The organism is Paenibacillus sp. FSL R7-0272, from assembly GCF_037969905.1.
Classification (GTDB): Bacteria; Bacillota; Bacilli; order Paenibacillales; family Paenibacillaceae; genus Paenibacillus; species Paenibacillus polysaccharolyticus.
Genome location: NZ_CP150221.1, coordinates 4684525 through 4702071, shown reverse-complemented (window position 1 = coordinate 4702071; position 17547 = coordinate 4684525). Strand labels below are relative to the sequence as shown.

12 protein-coding genes are annotated in these 17547 nt (G+C 45.6%); 10 read left to right on the top strand and 2 right to left on the bottom strand.

What is annotated here, in order from left to right:
- Positions 1 to 60: 60 nt before the first annotated feature.
- The 7 genes from MKY23_RS20815 to MKY23_RS20785 all read left to right on the top strand — a co-directional run bounded on the left by MKY23_RS20815 (position 61) and on the right by MKY23_RS20785 (position 7382).
- On the top strand, positions 61 to 609 hold the full coding sequence (locus MKY23_RS20815) for a sigma-70 family RNA polymerase sigma factor (protein ID WP_339831917.1): 549 nt from the start codon (positions 61 to 63) through the stop codon (positions 607 to 609).
- Positions 599 to 1777 carry a DUF4179 domain-containing protein gene (locus MKY23_RS20810; RefSeq protein WP_339831914.1) on the top strand — a complete coding sequence of 393 codons (1179 nt, stop codon included), beginning with the start codon at positions 599 to 601 and terminating at the stop codon, positions 1775 to 1777. The genes MKY23_RS20815 and MKY23_RS20810 overlap by 11 nt, the downstream gene beginning before the upstream one ends.
- Before the next feature lie 211 nt (positions 1778 to 1988).
- Positions 1989 to 3017, top strand: coding sequence for a pectate lyase (locus tag MKY23_RS20805; protein WP_253499955.1), 1029 nt, complete (start codon positions 1989 to 1991; stop codon positions 3015 to 3017).
- Positions 3018 to 3339: 322 nt separating this feature from the next.
- Positions 3340 to 4872: a methyl-accepting chemotaxis protein gene (locus MKY23_RS20800; protein ID WP_339831912.1), complete on the top strand. Its 1533-nt coding sequence runs from the start codon at positions 3340 to 3342 to the stop codon at positions 4870 to 4872.
- 180 nt (positions 4873 to 5052) lie between these two features.
- Positions 5053 to 5751: a DUF4274 domain-containing protein gene (locus MKY23_RS20795; RefSeq protein WP_339831910.1), complete on the top strand. Its 699-nt coding sequence runs from the start codon at positions 5053 to 5055 to the stop codon at positions 5749 to 5751.
- Between the two features lie 7 nt (positions 5752 to 5758).
- Positions 5759 to 6220, top strand: coding sequence for a hypothetical protein (locus MKY23_RS20790; RefSeq protein WP_339831908.1), 462 nt, complete (start codon positions 5759 to 5761; stop codon positions 6218 to 6220).
- Complete coding sequence (locus tag MKY23_RS20785; RefSeq protein WP_339831906.1) at positions 6213 to 7382, top strand: GNAT family N-acetyltransferase; 1170 nt, start codon at positions 6213 to 6215, stop codon at positions 7380 to 7382. The genes MKY23_RS20790 and MKY23_RS20785 overlap by 8 nt, the downstream gene beginning before the upstream one ends.
- 46 nt (positions 7383 to 7428) lie before the next feature.
- Here the strand turns inward: MKY23_RS20785 and MKY23_RS20780 are convergent, their stop codons facing one another.
- Positions 7429 to 7803, bottom strand: a complete 375-nt coding sequence (locus MKY23_RS20780) for a VOC family protein (RefSeq protein WP_339831904.1) — start codon at positions 7801 to 7803, stop codon at positions 7429 to 7431.
- 158 nt (positions 7804 to 7961) lie between these two features.
- Between MKY23_RS20780 and MKY23_RS20775 the strand changes: the two genes are divergently transcribed.
- A complete protein-coding gene (locus tag MKY23_RS20775) occupies positions 7962 to 10655 on the top strand; it encodes an endo-1,4-beta-xylanase (RefSeq protein ID WP_339831902.1) in 2694 nt (897 codons plus the stop codon).
- 145 nt (positions 10656 to 10800) lie between these two features.
- On the opposite strand, the gene MKY23_RS20770 is transcribed toward MKY23_RS20775, so the two are convergent.
- Positions 10801 to 12453 carry an alkaline phosphatase gene (locus MKY23_RS20770; RefSeq protein ID WP_339831899.1) on the bottom strand — a complete coding sequence of 551 codons (1653 nt, stop codon included), beginning with the start codon at positions 12451 to 12453 and terminating at the stop codon, positions 10801 to 10803.
- A gap of 224 nt (positions 12454 to 12677) precedes the next feature.
- On the opposite strand from MKY23_RS20770, the gene MKY23_RS20765 reads away from it, so the two are divergent.
- Together MKY23_RS20765 and MKY23_RS20760 are read left to right on the top strand one after the other, a co-directional pair.
- Positions 12678 to 14594 (top strand): helix-turn-helix domain-containing protein, encoded by a 1917-nt coding sequence (locus tag MKY23_RS20765; protein ID WP_339831897.1) that lies wholly within the window; start codon positions 12678 to 12680, stop codon positions 14592 to 14594.
- A 606-nt stretch (positions 14595 to 15200) separates the two neighbouring features.
- The gene (locus MKY23_RS20760) at positions 15201 to 17444 is read left to right on the top strand and encodes a carboxylesterase family protein (RefSeq protein WP_339831895.1); all 2244 of its coding nucleotides are present in this window, start codon (positions 15201 to 15203) and stop codon (positions 17442 to 17444) included.
- Positions 17445 to 17547 lie beyond the last annotated feature (103 nt).

Genomic DNA, 17547 nt, shown 5'->3' with positions numbered 1-17547 from the left:
AACGGTTTGGTCGGTTCGTCCGTCTTATACCACAGAGAGAGAGAGAAGGAGGGGAACAGGATGGATAGCGAGACAGGGATGAAGCAGATGAACTGGATACATGTGCACGATGAATCAGCGTTTATTAATTCCGTTACGGAGCATCAGGATACGTTATTATCCATTGCCTATAGCTATTTAAGGAATCGGCAGGATTCACTGGAAGCTATACAAGAGATGACCTGCAGAGCCTGGATTAAACGTCGTACGCTAAAAAACGAGAAGGCATTTAAATCATGGATCATTCGAATTTTAATTTATGTCTGTATTGATGAGCAACGTCGCCGCAAGCGAACTATACCTCAGCCGGATGAGAGCATGGAGAATAATATCCCGGCTTCGTGGATGATTAGTGCCCAAGATAATCGTATAGCCATGCAGTCCTTTTTGCTGAAACTAAAACCGAAGTATCGGCATGTAATATTGCTCAAGTACTACAACGATATGACACTTACAGATATTGCTTCAATTCTTGGCAAACCGGAAGGCACGATTAAGACATGGCAGCATAAGGGTCTTGAACAATTACGGAAGCTGATGAAGAATAGGAGGGATTGGCATGACCACTAGCCCGGAGGAAAAAGCATTGCTGGCAGATGCATATGAGGTTAACAAAGAGCGTAGAGAATTAGATTCGGCGAATACGGCTGCTGCCATACAACGCGGCTTGGCGGAAGCCAGAACGAGTAGATCGAGTAAAAGAAGACGAGGACAATGGATCGCAGTGTTATGCGCTGTATCACTTGCTGTGGCGGGTATTATGTTCGCATCACTTGGAGACCTCGGTCAACAACGGTTGACCTCTTCCGAACCTGAAGTTCATTGGGGGGGATTGGAGCCTTTTCGTGGATTGCTGCGCACAGATCAGGAGAGTGCTACCCTTACCTCAGCTCTTAACCATAATTATGTTCAACGTGTTGATCAGACGGTGACGATGGGAAAATACAAGTTTACGCTGGATGCGTTGATGGCGGATGAGAATCGAGTTATCCTCTTATACTCAGCAAGGACGGATACTCCGAGTGGTGTATATTCCATGGCGAACACAAAATTGACGGATGCCTCGACAGGACATGTGATTGATAACGGCAGCATTAGCAGCATTCATTTCTCAGATCAGAATAATGTCCTCCGAGGTCGTACCACATTTGACCGAAGTCGCAGCACGGCGCTTCCGGAAAAATTAAATTTTGAATTTCAGCTTTCCTCTGTCGTTCCTGATCGCCTTGATGATGACAAGGGCGAGGGAAATGGAATAGAACGGGAGAAGCAGAGGGAGAATTCGCAGGAACGTAAGTACGAATTTTCTAAAAAAATGAACGTTATGGTTGCATTAGACCCGAAATTTTCTATTCCTAAAACGGAGATTATTCCTGTCAATAAAACGTTCAAGTTTGGGGAGTACGACGTATTGATCTCGAACGTGGAAATTTCGCCGCTGGTTACACGGGTACATTTTGAATATGATCCCAAACAAAAGCTTGACTATGAGAAGGAGTCGTTCATTAGCGATATCGTTCAGCCGTTTGAGATTGTTACGATCTCCAAAAAAGGGGAGAAAACAACCTTATCTAGGAATGGAGGTAGAGGAACGGGGAATGGCATGACGTATTCGTTCGCCAGTAATTTTCTTGATGAACCTCAATCGATTATATTGAAGGTGCAAGGAAAGCCAGGAAAGGTCTATGACAATTTACAAGATGTCGCGAAAGATCAATTCGAAATCAAAATTAAATAGATGCATTAGAAGAGACGGGATGAGTTCATGTTGTATATGTGACATGTTCTCATCTTTCTGTTTTTTCACTATATCTGACCTGCTGTTGCAAAAAAGATAAAATAATTGTCTTTTTGCAATAATGGTATTGTCACAATGCAGGTTACAAGCTATAATCGAGTTGTTTAAGGGACAAATTACAAAGGATGGTGATATTTTGAAGAAGTTTTCATTGCTTTTACTCGCAGTCACTTTATTGTTGTTAACGGTTTCAACAGCCCCTGCTACATATGGTGCGGCTAACTTTCCCAACACGGGCACAAATGGTTTGACTGGTTTTGCAGGTAATGCGAAGAATGAGAACGGTGTATCCAAGGCGGCGACGACAGGAGGCAGGAACGGTCAGGTCGTGTATGTCAGTAATCTGAATGATCTGAGAACACACATGGCAGGCTCTACAGCTAAGATTGTCGTTGTGGAACAGAATATTTCTTCATCCAGCTTGCAAAAAGTTGAATTTGGTTCCAACAAAACATTGGTAGGTTCTTTTGACAGACATACATTAACGAACATTCACTTCAGATCCACTTCGGGATCAAGCAATGTGATCTTTCAAAATCTGACGTTTAATCACTCTGCGAACATCAATGCCAACGATGATATTCAGATGTACATCACTTCCGGCTCCAACTATTGGATCGACCATGTTACATTCTCGGGTCATAACTACAGTTCTGGCGGCAGTGACCTGGATAAGCTTTTGTATATCGGTGACCGCGCAGACTATATCACGATCAGTAACTCCAAATTTGCGAATCACAAATATGGCATCATTCTAGGACACCCGAATGACGGTAATAGCAGTTATAATGGTGTGCCACATGTGACCATGTCCAATAACTATTTCGAAAACTTGTATGTACGTGGCCCTGGACTTATGCGTTATGGTTTCTTCCACATCAAAAACAATTACGCCAATAACTTCAATCAAGCGATCACGATCGGAGAAAAAGCCCGTATTTATTCCGAAAACAACTACTTTGGTGCAGGAGCTGAAAAAGGCGGCATTCTGGACGACAAAGGTAAAGGAGAATTTACGGATACAGGTAGCACCCCTGCTCTGAACAGCCCGGTTTCTCCAAAAACCAACTGGAGACCAAGCAATAACTACAGCTATCAGGTTGAAAGCGCGGCCTATGCACGTGAGTTTGTTACGAAATATGCCGGATCATCAAATACAACATTGGTATTTGGCAAGTAACAGCCGGAAGGCATATGAGATCACTATAAAAGATAAAGATGGAGTAAAGAGTCTGCTTTTATGCGTACCTACGCATGAGCAGGCTCTTTTTTTTGGTGCACATTCAGGGAATTTTATTTTGTTATTAAGACATATTAATTTTAGACATAAATTGCCGATATACATAAAGTGGCGCTGACTGCACGTTTATGAAGTTAATATGTACTATGCTAAAGGCGCAGGAGTTACGGAACTACGTATAAGCGGGACTATGGACTGAGAATAAACTTACAGTGGCCTACATGTGTTAATTTTTTTAACTTACATAAAGGACGGGGTAAGCATGAATCGTATTGATGAGATCACTTGGCAGAGAAACAAACTAGTAAGTTACATGATGTGGGCCATAACGGCCATCAGCGCGGGGATTACGATTATTGTTCCCGATCTATGGCTGTCCACGCTACTCTCCGTTGTAGTTACTCTAGCAGTTACTGTATGCAATTTCATGAAAAAAGGTATACATATCATTCCATGGTTTGTGACCGTAGCGGTGATCGCCAGTGGAATTTACGTAAGTCGTGACGCGATGAATGCCGTGCAAGGCATTCTAATTGTTTCACCGCTCCTGCTGTATCCGAATAGCAAGCACTACAACACTGCTTTTTCGGTGATGCTTGCCTTTTTCACGGTTCAGTTGGTTCTTGTGTCATCTGCAAGTATCGAGCAACTCTTTGCCGATTTGATTAATTTCAGTATGTATATCGTAACCGGAATTATTATGATCACCGTGTCAAGGGTAAACAAACGATTGTTCATGGACAGTGAAGCACGGGGAGCGCAGGTGGAAGAGTCACGCACCCGCGTGGAAATCATGTTGCAACGGGTGAAAGAAGCTGTTGCAGGGTTGTCCCGCTATACGGAGCAATTGAAACAAAAAGTGGATGAGACCGGTGCCATCACCAACGAAGTTACGGTCGGATTCAGCGAAGTTGCAAGAGGTGTCGAGTTTCAGGCGACCAGTATTGCCGAAATCTCCGAATCGTTATCTCAGTCTGACCGTCATATTAAGGACGTAGCGTCATATTCTGAGCAGATGAAAGAGCTGTCCGCAAGTATGGCCTCAAGTACACAGACGGGTAGTGCTCAGATGGGTCACCTGAACGAACAGATGCATGAATTGTACGAGACAATAAACACGACAGCTGATGATATGAAGAAATTCAATGATCAGAGTGAATCGATGACGTTAATGCTGAACAGTATCTCGGATATCGCCACTCAAACCAATCTGCTTGCGCTGAATGCAGCTATTGAAGCAGCACGGGCAGGTGAGCATGGACGCGGATTTGCCGTCGTTTCGGAAGAAGTTCGCAAGCTGGCTGAAAGCTCAGGGCAGTCGGCGAGTGAGATTACTTCGATCCTCACTGGTCTGAGAACACAGACGCAGGCATTGACAAGCCGGTTTGAAGGGGTTCGTCAGTTGCTGCAAGTTGGAGCAGAAAGTGTTCTGACAACGGAGCGGGTATTCCAGTCCATTAACAACAATTCACAAAATGTGTTGACTCAGGCCACAGAAATTGAAACAAGTTCAGCAACAATGAAGGAATCCTCGACTCGGGTGGTTAATGAAGTATCCGAAATTTCCAGTGTAACGCAACAATCCAGTGCTGCAACGGAAGAGATTCTGGCGAGTATGGAAGAGCAACGTAATCTGACACAAAGTATGGTGGCAAGCTTCACCGAACTGGAGAAGCTTATTGTTAATCTAGGTGATCTCGTGTCCGATCATCATGCTTCGAGACCAGATAACAAATCCGAGATAGATTCATCCCTTGCGGCAAAGGTTGTTCCAATCCCTACGATATCAGCCTAAGTCTGACTTTCGTCTTGCAAGAGATGGTTAACCGATCATATTAGGTTTATGCCAATAGGCCCGTCCATGCGTAATTACTCGCTTTGCGGGCTTTTTTGGCGTTCAAAGGTCTCTTGTAGCGATCTATATTTTTAGATAGAGTAGGTGTAGAAATAGAAAAGTAGTGAAGGAGAGATCATTTTGAATTGGACAGATATTAGTAAAATCAAAGATATAGAGCATCTTTGTGAAGTTATAGCTTCATCCTCATTGGATGTCAATGAACGGGATGAACGCGAACGAACACCCCTTATGCTCTTCTTGACTAATCGTGCGCCTCTTGAGGGCATTCGCTGTCTGCTGCAAGCCAATCCTGAACTGGAATTGGAGGACAAACTCGGGGATACCGCTTTGAAAAAAGCCGTAAGGTTCAACCAGCCTGAAGCGATTCGTTTATTGCTTGAACATGGGGCGAGACTGGATTCTCCGGACGGCATTCTAGCTACAGCCTGGAACCTGGCAAGAGGGCGCAATCCAAACATGGCGGAGATCCTGCTAGATACACCTGGAGCCATACGTTTGATTTTGACGGCTGAAGAACAACAGATTGTGGATGACATTGTTTACGAGGAGTCTTCCGATGCAGCCTGTGAGAAAATTCGGATGCTGGACTCAGAAGTGTTGATACATGCCGTGGTGAATGGCTTTAATTGGGATGATAGTCCCGGACCGATGGTTGTAGCGGCTGAACATCCCAAATGTGCCGAGATCACAAAGTTTGATATGGCTGAATTGATGGAGGCAGATTACTGGCTGGAGATGGATCTGGAAGAAGTGAACAGAAGAGTAGATGGGCCTACATATCGACACCTCGCGGCATTTTTGACTAGAAAGGGTTGATTCAAAAATGGGGCATGACTCTTTCCATGAGCAGAACCAAAAGCTAGAGCAGTTGCAACAGGAACTGAAGGAAGGTAACATCGAGCATTTTTACATTACGGAGCCTATGCAGCATCAGAGCCAGCAGTTGGTGCTGGCAGGCAGTTTTGACTTTTCGTATTATCACAATGTGGAGATCACCTTTCATGAGGTAGAGTTCATTCTGTGTCCGGCGACGATATTTATCGTGGAAAGGTTTCGACTGGCCACGGAAGAAGAGATCGTTCAGTTAAATTCGGTGATGTATGGTTTTGAAAGGAATGGTACAGTCTTCTGCCTGGAAAATGAATTTGAAGAGCAACGATTTTATATCGTGGCGAAGCAGATGACCTATCAGTTCGGCATGGTTTATTACTATGATCGGCCGAATCTGGAACCGGGAGAACGGATTGCTACATTTGTGACCAAATCGGAGAACGTTCATGAGTAAAGCTAATGAGGAGACTCGCGTTCGATTATACGATCGGCATTCGCTTCATACCATGGATTGGCCCGATACGGAGGATGCGAGGTACGCAAGGGCGTATTTAGAACCGATGATGATGCAAGGAACTACAGAATACATGACTAACGTAAACACCACGTTGCTCCTTGCCCGGATAGATAATCTTGTGCTGCCGGTGACCGTGAATGATGAGGAATATGATAATGCTTATGTCTGTTCCCCGTATACTCACTATGTGCGGTACGCCAAACAGGAACTAATCATGTTACAGAAACCGATGCTGGAAAAAGGAATCTCCATGCTACTCAGTTTAATAGGCTGGGGCATGAAAAAATCCCGGATCAACAAGGTTGTACATGTGAACAACTGGCTGTTATCTACTAATCTGTATCCTGCAATGACAGCTGAGCAGGCCACGCATTTGCTTGAGACGGTAAAGGAGCGCTATCCAGGGCATACGGTGATCTTTCGCTCTTTGAGTTCCGCACTGCACTCGAACCTGATAACAGGGCTTCAGGAAGCGGGATGCCGCTCTATACCGAGCAGGCAGATTTATCTGTATCAGGCGCATGATCCGAATTTCGGCAATGCCAAGTCGCGCTGGTTGCTTAAACGGGATCAGGCATTGCTGAACAAACATGGCTATGAATTGGTTTCTGGTGCAGATATTGCGGAATCAGATATCCCGCGAATTGTGGAACTATACCGGATGCTTTATTTGGAAAAGTACTCCTATGACAACCCGCAGTTCAACGAGCGCTTTATTGCTACAGCCAGAGCGAACGGAACATTGAGTCTACACGGCTTGCGTAAGGAAGGGCGCTTGGATGCAGTGATGGGTTATTTTTCCCGCAACGGTGTGATGACCACGCCACTGTTCGGCTATGATACCACCATTCCCCAATCTGCCGGTTTGTACCGCATGTTGTCCGCTTGTCTCATTGGACAAGCCCAAAACAACAGAGTGTTACTACATGAGAGTGCTGGTGCAGCGCAGTTTAAACGTAATCGCGGCGCGATAGCGGATTTTGAATATTCCGCAGTATACGACCGGCATCTCTCATTCAGCAGACGATGGTGCTGGGCATTACTAGACCGATTGTTGAACAGCATAGGTGTGCCGTTGATGCGCCGCATGAAGCTATAAGCAAGCTGTGCTGCTCCAGTCATTTGAGTGAGCTCATATGTATGCCCTATTTCAGGTGCTCGGCCAGCTGTACCTCGAACCCATCCGGGTCTGCAATGTAGATAAAACGTAGACGTGGGTTCGGCTCTACAGGTCCGCGCAGAATAGGGATTTGCATGTTTTCAAGATGCTTCATGGTTTCATCCAGTGACGTTACTTCGTAACCGATTGAGATGCCAGCATCCGGCTTCAATACCTGCTCACTACCTTCAATTAACTCTAGTGAGGTCTCACTCGTCTTACCCAGACCAAGCATGGCAATCTGACGCCCACGGCTTTCAAATCTGCGCTGAACGGTAAGTCCTAGTAAATTGTGATAGAAGTGAATCGATGCTTCCAGATTACGCACACGTAGTGTAATCCAGTTGAGTTTGATTAACATGTTGGTTCTCTCCTTCGGAGTTGCGTAGTGTCGGTTCTTGTTTATTATACAAGAAGAAAGGCAGTTCATCTGAATTTATTGAAAAAATTTACAAAAATATATATGTAAGCGTTATTTCAAAGTGTATAATACAAGTTAATATTGAGAGGAGGAATGAAATGAAGACGAAGGTGTTTAAAAAAATGAGTTCAACCCTGCTGGCAACGATGCTGGTGATGACGACGCTTCCTTTTCAGCAGGCTGCTTTTGCGCAAGAACAACAGATTGAACAGGGAGCAAGTTCTGGGGCTGCGGCGGTTTCTGGGCAGAACCTAAAGGTGCTTCAAACCGAGTTCGAGGATGGGACACTTCAAGGCTGGCTTCAGCGTGTTGGCAGCGAAAGTTTGACCGTTTCAGAGCAGGCAGCGCATCGAGGTACTCGGAGTATGCTTGTCTCGAACCGTCAGCGCTCCTTTCATGGGCCGATGCTGAAAATGAAAGGTCTGTTGAAGCCGAATTCTACTTATAACATTTCATTCTATGTCAGGCTTACGGAGAAACCAGCTTCAGATCAGACGATTCAGCTAACGGCGTACAAGAAGAATGGGGCAGAGAGCTGGAACATGCTGGACAAGGTCACGATTCCCAAAGACGACTGGCAGCAATGGCATAAGGTTACGGCCACGTACCAATACAGCGATAATCCCGAGGAGTTGAATTTCTTTATTGAAACACCTTATGTTTCCGACGACACGGTAGATACATTGTCATTTTATGTGGATGATTTCACAATTGAGGAAGCCGCACCACTCGCTATTGAGACCGATATTCCTTCCTTGCAAGATCTGTACCAGACTGAATTTCCGATTGGAGCCGCGGTATATCGCTGGCAGCTTGAAGGAGCTTACGGTCAATTGTTAACCAAACACTTTAACAGTTTGACCGCAACGTATGAGATGAAACCGAAGTTTGTGTCCCCTTCCAAAGGCGTGTATGACTTCCAAGCCTCGGATGAATATGTGGACTTTGCACAGAAAAATCAAATGGGTTTACGTGGACATGCCTTGCTCTGGCATATTGATGCCGCAGAGTGGATGTTCAAGGATGACCAGGGCAACCCTGCGAGCAGGGAGCTGCTACTCAGTCGGGTTCAGAATTACGTAGATACGGTCATGAAACGATATAAAGGCAAAATTTACGCCTGGGACGTTGTGAATGAAGCGATTGCAGATAGTAACGGGGATGCAAACGGAATGCGCAAAAGCCCGTTCTACGAGCTGATTGGTCCGGATTATGTTGAGAAAACGTTTGAGTTTGCACGTGCCGCCGACCCGGATGCGAAATTATACTACAACGAGTATTTCACCGAAATTCCTGAAAAAAGAGAGCATATGTATCAACTGGTGAAAAAGTTGAAAGAAAAAGGGCTGATTGATGGCGTGGGTCTGCAATCCCACTATAATCTTGAATCTCCGCCGATTGACGAGATTGAGAAAACAATCAATCTGTTTGCTGGTCTTGGACTGGATATCCAAATCACAGAACTGGATGTCGATAGCGGAATTCCTTATGGTGAGACATTACCTCAGGATGTTGCAGTGAAGCAGGCTTACCGATATAAAGAGCTGTTTGACCTGTATCAAAAACATAGTGACGTCATCTCATCGGTGACCTTATGGGGATTACAGGATGAAAAATCGTATAACAATCAAGCCTTTTTATTCGATAGTGCTTTGCAATCCAAACCGGCCTATTGGGGGTTGGCAGATGAATCAAGCCTGCCTATTTTGACGAACCGGGCGGTTACGTTGTCTGGTACACCAAATACGAAGGCAGCCAAACAAGATCCACTCTGGAACAAGGCTGTTTCCACAGCTTTGAAAGGCAATTCGGGTTCAGCGGCGTTCCGTACGTTGTGGGATAAAAATAATATGTATGTTCTGGTTGACGTAAAGGATACGACCAAACATGCCAAAGATAAAGTGGAGCTGTTCGTTGATCTGAACAATGGCAAAACTCCTGTGTATGAGGCAGATGATCGACATATCACCATAAGCCGTGAAGGCAAAGTGACAGGAGCTAAGCCAAATACGTATCGCGTTCGTGAAGCGGCGGACGGTTATCAGGTTGAATTATCCATACCATTGACTAATGCACAAGGGGCACTTGCACGTGAAGTTGGCCTGGATGTACGGGTGACGGATGGTGGAAACAACAGTTCAGGAGGACAGCAGGTTCTGTACTGGAATGACCGCACACTATCCCAGGATCAAGACACCAGCAAATATGGCGTTATTCAGTTTGCGAGTATGCCTAAGTCTGCGAAAGCCTTGCAAGGAACAGTAACGATAGATGGTGAGAAGGATGCAAAATGGAATAAGGTTACGCCATTCCATATTACACCACTGAATCAGAGCGGAGGAGCATCCGCTGAGGCCCGTGCGATGTGGTCTGGTCAGGATTTATATCTGTTCATTGATGTCACTGATCCACAAATTATAACCAACGCTAATGATCCATGGGATCAGGATTCGGTTGAGATTTTCCTGGATGAAAATCATCAGCGTACACCGTTCTATCAATACGATGATGCCCAGTTCCGGATCAGTGCAGATAATGTAGGTACGTTTGCTGGCAGTGCCTCTCCGGGAAGGCTCCAAAGTGCTGTGAAGAAAACGTCCAAGGGGTATCAGGTGGAGGCTAAGATCAGATTACAGTCCCTCCTGCCGAAGGAAGGCCAAGTCATGGGATTTGAACTTCAAATTAATGATAATCAAGGAAACAATAACAAAAGTACGGCAAAATGGAATGATCTCACCAATGACAGCTGGAAGAACACTTCCCAGTATGGCATTCTGACGTTTTCAAAATAAATCGTTTGACTGACTATGAATAAGTAAGCAAGAAGAGTCGCACATTCAGTCATTCTATCTATCATCCAATCATCAGAACAAACCCCCAAGCCTGACAAGTTCGTCTCGTCAGTGTTCGGGGGTTTGTTTATTCGCTATGTCGTTATTATTGGATCAGATCTACAGCGCCCTGCGGTACAAAAGCTTCTACACCGTTATACACGATCACACCTTCAAGAGCTGTCTTTTTGCCATTCACGAGTGCAATGTTTTTGTAGATTTGCAACTCCAGTTTGGTGTTGTCTTTTGTTACGAGAATCTTCGGATTTTTGACATCCGTCAGATCCAGTTTGTATGTGGCCCCTTTGGCTGTAAACGCCTGTTTGGCAGGTAAGAACAGTTGCTTGCTTACACTGTCCAGATCCAGATTGAGGACACGTGCCATGTATTTGGCTACATCTGTATTATCAATGACACCAAATGGACGATCATTATTTGGAGCATACGTGTACAGTACAACGTCTCCGCCCGTGTGTCCGCCAGTTGTCCAGCCGATACCGGCACGTTTGCTGATCATTGGGCCTACGACATAGTTCAGGCTACCTGGCTCGGCGGCTTTAATGGCAGCAACCTCTTCGGAAGTCAGATCGGAAATGCCATAGTATTGTTTCATGACTGCTTTGATGTTGGTGCGTTTCGCATCCAGTTTCGCTTCTACACCTTCACCTGTCAATTTAGCCTTTTTCAAAGGTCCGATAAAAGTGGACAACGGCTCTTTGTCATACGTGCCTGTTGTAGATGCATTACCAATCGTAAGTCCACCGTTCTGATGGTCAGATACGGCTACAACAGCAGTTTGCCCATCGGCTTTGGCGAAGTCCATCGCTACTTTTACAGCATCATCAAAAGCGAGCACGTCACTGATAATCCCAATCGGATCATTGGCATGAGCAGCCCAGTCTACCTTACTGCCTTCGACCATCAGGAAGAAACCGTCCTCGTTTTTGGAGAGAACTTCAATTGCTTTGGATGTCATCTGCGCCAGACTTGGTTGCTTGGCTGGATCACGATCCATGTTGTATGACATGCCTGCAGGAGAGAACATACCCCACAGTTTGTTGGAAGTTGATGCTTTCATCGCCGCAGGTGTAGTTACATAATCGTAGCCGAGTGCTTTGATGGAGGCAACGAGATTGTTACCGTCTTTGCGTCCAGCCGGTTCCAGATATTTACTGCCGCCGCCCAGTACAACATCGATGCCATTGAAGACTTGTTGTTTGCTGAGTGCATCGTAGTTTTTACGATCAGGATAATGGGCAGAGAAGTCTGCCGGTGTTGCATGCATAATTTCGGAGGTAGCTACAATACCCGTTGATTTACCCGCAAGTTTGGAAGCTTCTAATACGGAAGCCACTGGTTTTCTTTCGTCGCCTTTTGCAATCGGTTTTTCTCCAGGCATGGTAGCCTTGTCCGGCAAAACACCGACAAAACCGGTATGAGATTTATATCCTGTTGCAAAGGCTGTTCCTGCAGGAGCCGAGTCCGCAATCGGCGCATCCGCAGAGTGTGTACGAACCATACCGCTTGCCATGGTATCAATGGTCAGAGATGAACCTTTATACCAACGAGCCAGTGCAGTAGCATCATTAGCCATACCGTCAGGAATAAGAATGATTACATTTTTGATAGGTGATGCAGAAGTTGTTGCAGTACCGTCTTCCGCAGCCCAAGCTGCACTACTGCCTCCCAGCGTAGCTGTAACAATGGTGGTGACCGCGAGCATCATTTTGACTGCACGGGTATTGAAGCGATTTAACATGAACATCCTCCTAATAAATATGTATAGTTAGTCCCAGAACCCAGTGTATAGGGCAATTGCTAAACGAGCGTTAGCTTTAGGTTAATTAATTGTAAAAATTACGATTATAAGTCAAAGCTTACATAATAGACGAACTGGACAAAACGTTGAGCACTCTAGTATGGTAAGGATGAAATCGGACATGCAGGAACCAAAGTCCAATGATCATTTTGAGGTGGTTCAACATGAAAGAATGGTCAGAAGCCATTCGGTGGTGGAATAACAATCAAGTGAAACTGATCGATATCCGCCATAACGTATTGCATTCAGAACAAGAGTTATCGACAACCATTTTACCGGCTCCGGCTTTTTTGATCCTAAGTAAAGGCGAAGCAGACATTCAATTCGGGATAAACCGATTTACATCGGATCAAACACTCATTCTGCATGGTGAAAAAGGTACGTCATTGCGGATTCGTTGTATGAAGCAACCGTTAGATTATTATTTACTGCTATATAAACCGCAATCAGCCCCGTTACCTCTTGAATCATCGGAAGATGGAAGTATACGAGGCGTGAATGCGTTTCAGGGAGGAGAACCCTATTATTTTGCAGCATCATACCCATTAACGCTTCTTACGATTGTGGAAAAAATGGCGGAGTCTTGGACTTCTAGTGATGAACTGGATCGGTTACAGGTGACAGGATTGTTCTATCAATTGGTGTATGAGCACTTTCGCCAGTGGAAGATGGCGCGTCAGCGGCAGGTCGAATCGCTGGAGCTGGCGGAGCAGATCGAAGCCTACATTCAGGAGCACTACGCTCATTCTATCTCCATGGAAAATATGGCTACGCATTTTCATTACAGCACGCATTATCTGGCCAGGGTATTCAAACGCAAGTACGGATGCAGTCCCATGGACTATGTCATTCAGACTCGAATCAAGCGAGCGAAACGTTTGCTGACCGAGACGGAAGCACAGATCCGGGAGGTGGCTGAAAGTGTTGGTTACAAGGATTTGTACTACTTTAGCCGTATTTTCAAACGTATAACAGGTGAGACGCCAGCACAGTATAAAATGCACAGTCATCGAATCAAAGGTTCAAATCGTACGAATAAGAAGTCTGAATCGTTCATTGATGACAGGATCATCGATAGTTATATTGGTAATAACGATAATCATTATCAATACAACACATGGAGCGTGGACGAGTTGAACCTTCGTTTTAAGCCAACATTGGCGGTTAGTTTATTATTTAGTTTATCGCTGCTGCTCGCAGCATGCGGGGCGGGAACTGAACAGTCACAGCCTGCAACGAGTGCAGAACCGGTACAGGAATCTACTCGAACGTATACAGATGCTACAGGAAGAAAGGTTGAGATTCCGGCGCAGCCTTCCAAACCTGTGGTCATTACATATGGTGGATATTTATTACCTTTGGGTGTGAAACCGGCTGGAGTCAATACGGAGACACTTGAACTGTATCCAGAAGAAATGGCTGGTGTACCGGATATCGGATCAGGCAACGGCAACGTTGAAATGATCTCAGGTCTGGAACCGGATGTGATCATTGTACCGGACTACACAAGCAAGGAAATTGTAGATACGTATGCCAAAATCGCACCAACGATTACGGTGGCCTGGGGCGGTGATCCAGATGTCATTAATACCCTGAGAACGATGGGGGATATTATGGATCGTAAGGATGAAGCCGAGCAATGGATTGCGAAGTTTGAAGCGAAACTGAAGAGCATTCGCAGTGAACTGAACATTAATATTAATCCGGGCACAACAGCCATGTCGTTTGTGATCTACAATAAAGAGGTATTGCTTGGCGGCGAGGGCGGTACGTTGGGCAAGCTGATCTATGAGGATTTTGGTTTCTCCATGCCTGAGCAGTATAAAATCTATTCGGATGGCGGCACAGTGCTGTCCTTGGAAAAACTGGCAGACAAGCCTGCCGACTACTTCTTCACTCAGATGGAAGATGAAGAGATGGATCAGATGATGGAACTGTTCGAGGAACCGGTATATCAGAGCATTCCCGCGATCAAACATAATCGAATTATCAACGTGTCCAGGAATTACTGGAACTATGGGCCGTATCTGGCGGATAAGGGTCTGGACAGTTTGATTGAACAAGTGAAAAAGCTCCAATAGCTATAATCGCTGTACTAGCAATAACTGAGAGATTAGCTAATACTGCCTGATCGTAACAGAGTACCATGCACGTAACACCATGAATGTATCCATCCGGATTTGTTCATGGTTTTTTTTATAGCATGAGCCGAGAAATGTAAGCAGTGATACTTTTTTAAAAATATATTGCTAGCGCTTTCATTCTGTGCTAATATCACGGTAATAACAGGATTGTAACCGATCTCAGGGCAAGACCTGTTCCAGTTCATTCGTTGGATGATTGATCAGACGATTGATTGCGTTTTTACTATAGTAAACTAATTCAATAACACACCTCATTATTCTCAGGGTTGTTACGTATTGCAGGCAAAACCTGAATTGAGGGCAATAGACGATGTGATCCAACGTCTGTGTGCCTTTGATTCAGGTTTTTTTTATATATGATCCGCCTGAATGTCATAACCGAAGGGTTGCAACAGTTCATGTCAGCAGAAAGGAGGGCCGATCTTCCGTTCTTCCAAGACCAAGAAATAGAATGATCCAAACCTTGGAATACTGTACCGAGCGGTGCAATATTTCGAAACTATTTTTCCATCATACACGACTAGACAGCGAGGAGAATAACCAATGAAAAAAATGAAACGTTCTATTGCAGTAGCAGCGATTCTGAGCATGTGTGTATCGGGTCTACCCGCTTATGCAGCAGGGAATACAGCTCCATCCTTGTCCCCGGCTATGGACAAACTGGTAAAAGCCGAGCTTATTCGCGGGAATGGGCAAGGCGTGAACGCGGCTTACCTGAGTAAACATGCCACACGTATTCAAGCCGCGGTGCTTTACTTGCGTTTATCAGGTCTGGAAAAAGAGGCTCTGGCCTATCAAGGAACCGAAACGTATACGGATGCCGCTCAGGCAGGCAAGGTGTTGCAACCCGTCGTTGGATACTTGAAGCAGCATCCTTATTTAGCTGGTGTGGTCACGGATACGGAACATTTTGCGCCTAATGCTCCACTGACAGCAGAGGAATATGCAGATTTGCTACTCAAGGCTCTTGGTTATGAAGCAGGCACGGATTACACTTCAGGAGAAGCTTCCGCATTCGCGGCAAGCCATGGTATCCAATCCCTTCAAGGAAAAGGAACGACACAACTGACCAACCGTTTAATGGCTGAAGCCACGGCACAGGCTTTGCAGGCTCAGCTCAAAAATGGTACAGGTACGCTCGAACAAATCTGGTCCAAACATAAACAGGCGGGAGCGTTTAAACCTCAAACGCTGCAACAAACAAAATACGGTGCCATTGATGGTAAAGCCTATGATCAATACGGCACGCTTGGCTGGCTTGGCGTTCCATATGCGGCGCCTCCGGTAGGCGAACTACGCTGGAAAGCACCACAAGAACCGAAGGCTTGGACAGGCACAAGAGAAGCCAAAGAGTTCGCGGCAAACAGCTTGCAAATTTCCGGTAAAACTACAGTGGGTAGTGAGGATTCCTTATATTTGAACATCTGGCGTCCGAATACAACCAGCACAAAACTTCCGGTCATGGTATTCCTGCACGGCGGCGGTAATATGACTGGATCAGGCAAGGACTTCCAGGGAGAACAGCTTGCACGCAATACAAACAGTATCATTATATCGGTGAACTACCGTTTGGGAGCACTAGGTTTCTTCCAGAATGCTGCGCTGAAAACAGGCAATGCTCTGGATGATTCCGGCAACTATGGCTTGTTGGATGCGTTCCGTGCATTAGCTTGGGTGCAGGATAATATTGCAGGTTTTGGCGGCGATACAGGAAACGTGACACTTGCGGGTCAATCTGCCGGGGCGCGTGATGTTCTAGCGACGCTTATCTCACCGCTTAGCAAGGGATTGTATCAAAAAGCGATCGCGTTCAGCGGTGGTTTGACGACGGCTTCACCTGAAGAAGGACAGCAGAAATCCGAGGATGCGATCGTGAAGTTGCTTGTGCAAGAAGGCAAAGCTGCAAATGAAGGCGAAGCCAAAGCTTGGATCAGCAAGCAAACACCTGCGCAACTGGAAACATACCTACGTGCATTGCCTGCGGATAAACTAGTGACGGTATTTGGCGCAACGGCCATCCGTATGCAGCCATTCCCGCATTTATTCCGTGATGGTACGGTCATTCCAAAAGAAGGTTTTGATGCGATCAACAGTGGCAAATATACGAAAGTGCCTGTATTGCTCGGTAGCTTGGAAACGGAATTCTCTGCTTTTGCCTTCGGTGATCCGAACTTTGCTCCATCGATCAATGATGGTACATTGTTTACGGATCAAACGAAAGCAGATCAATATGCGGCTGCAATCAAATATGGCAGCGAGGCATACGCAGGCTTTAATGCGGAGCGAGTTGCTGAAAAGTTAACCAGTGCGGCGAGTCAGCCGCCAGTATATGCATATCGTTTTGCATGGGGAACCCAGCCTGGCGTCATCTCTGAACGTTTGCGTACCCTTTTAGGTGCTCCGCATGGCGCCGATATGGACTTCTATACAGGAAAAGCAGCAGGTATTGCGGCTTACTTCCCTGAAGGTTATTTCAGTGATACCAACAAGCCGGGACGTGAGCAATTGTCTGCTGCGATGGCAGCTTACCTGAAGCAGTTCCTGTATACGGGTAAGCCAGGTACGGGCGGAACGTCTACGCTTGCTGCATGGACGCCATGGACGAAAAATGCCAAAGCACCGATCATGCGCCTGGATGCGAATAACACAACTGCCGAGATCGGCATGTCCTCCCAGTACAATCAAGGCAAAGAAGCTGTGAACGCGAAGATGAAGCAAGAGTTGCCTGAAGAGACATACGAACTGTTGAACGAAAAAGTGCTTGCAGGCCGTTTCTTCTGGGAGTAAATGAAAAACCACAAAAATTAAGTTAAGAAAAATGACAGCAATTAACTTAAAATGAGAAGGAAGGACAGGGGATCCTAAAATGTACCCCTTGTAAAGGACAAAT

Bases quoted from the DNA above. Each gene is read 5' to 3' on its own strand.
- MKY23_RS20815 (WP_339831917.1), top strand. From the start codon at position 61: ATGGATAGCGAGACAGGGATGAAGCAGATGAACTGGATACATGTGCAC.
- MKY23_RS20810 (WP_339831914.1), top strand. From the start codon at position 599: ATGACCACTAGCCCGGAGGAAAAAGCATTGCTGGCAGATGCATATGAG.
- MKY23_RS20800 (WP_339831912.1), top strand. From the start codon at position 3,340: ATGAATCGTATTGATGAGATCACTTGGCAGAGAAACAAACTAGTAAGT.
- MKY23_RS20790 (WP_339831908.1), top strand. From the start codon at position 5,759: ATGGGGCATGACTCTTTCCATGAGCAGAACCAAAAGCTAGAGCAGTTG.
- MKY23_RS20785 (WP_339831906.1), top strand. From the start codon at position 6,213: ATGAGTAAAGCTAATGAGGAGACTCGCGTTCGATTATACGATCGGCAT.
- MKY23_RS20780 (WP_339831904.1), bottom strand. From the start codon at position 7,803: ATGTTAATCAAACTCAACTGGATTACACTACGTGTGCGTAATCTGGAA.
- MKY23_RS20775 (WP_339831902.1), top strand. From the start codon at position 7,962: ATGAAGACGAAGGTGTTTAAAAAAATGAGTTCAACCCTGCTGGCAACG.
- MKY23_RS20770 (WP_339831899.1), bottom strand. From the start codon at position 12,453: ATGTTAAATCGCTTCAATACCCGTGCAGTCAAAATGATGCTCGCGGTC.
- MKY23_RS20765 (WP_339831897.1), top strand. From the start codon at position 12,678: ATGAAAGAATGGTCAGAAGCCATTCGGTGGTGGAATAACAATCAAGTG.
- MKY23_RS20760 (WP_339831895.1), top strand. From the start codon at position 15,201: ATGAAAAAAATGAAACGTTCTATTGCAGTAGCAGCGATTCTGAGCATG.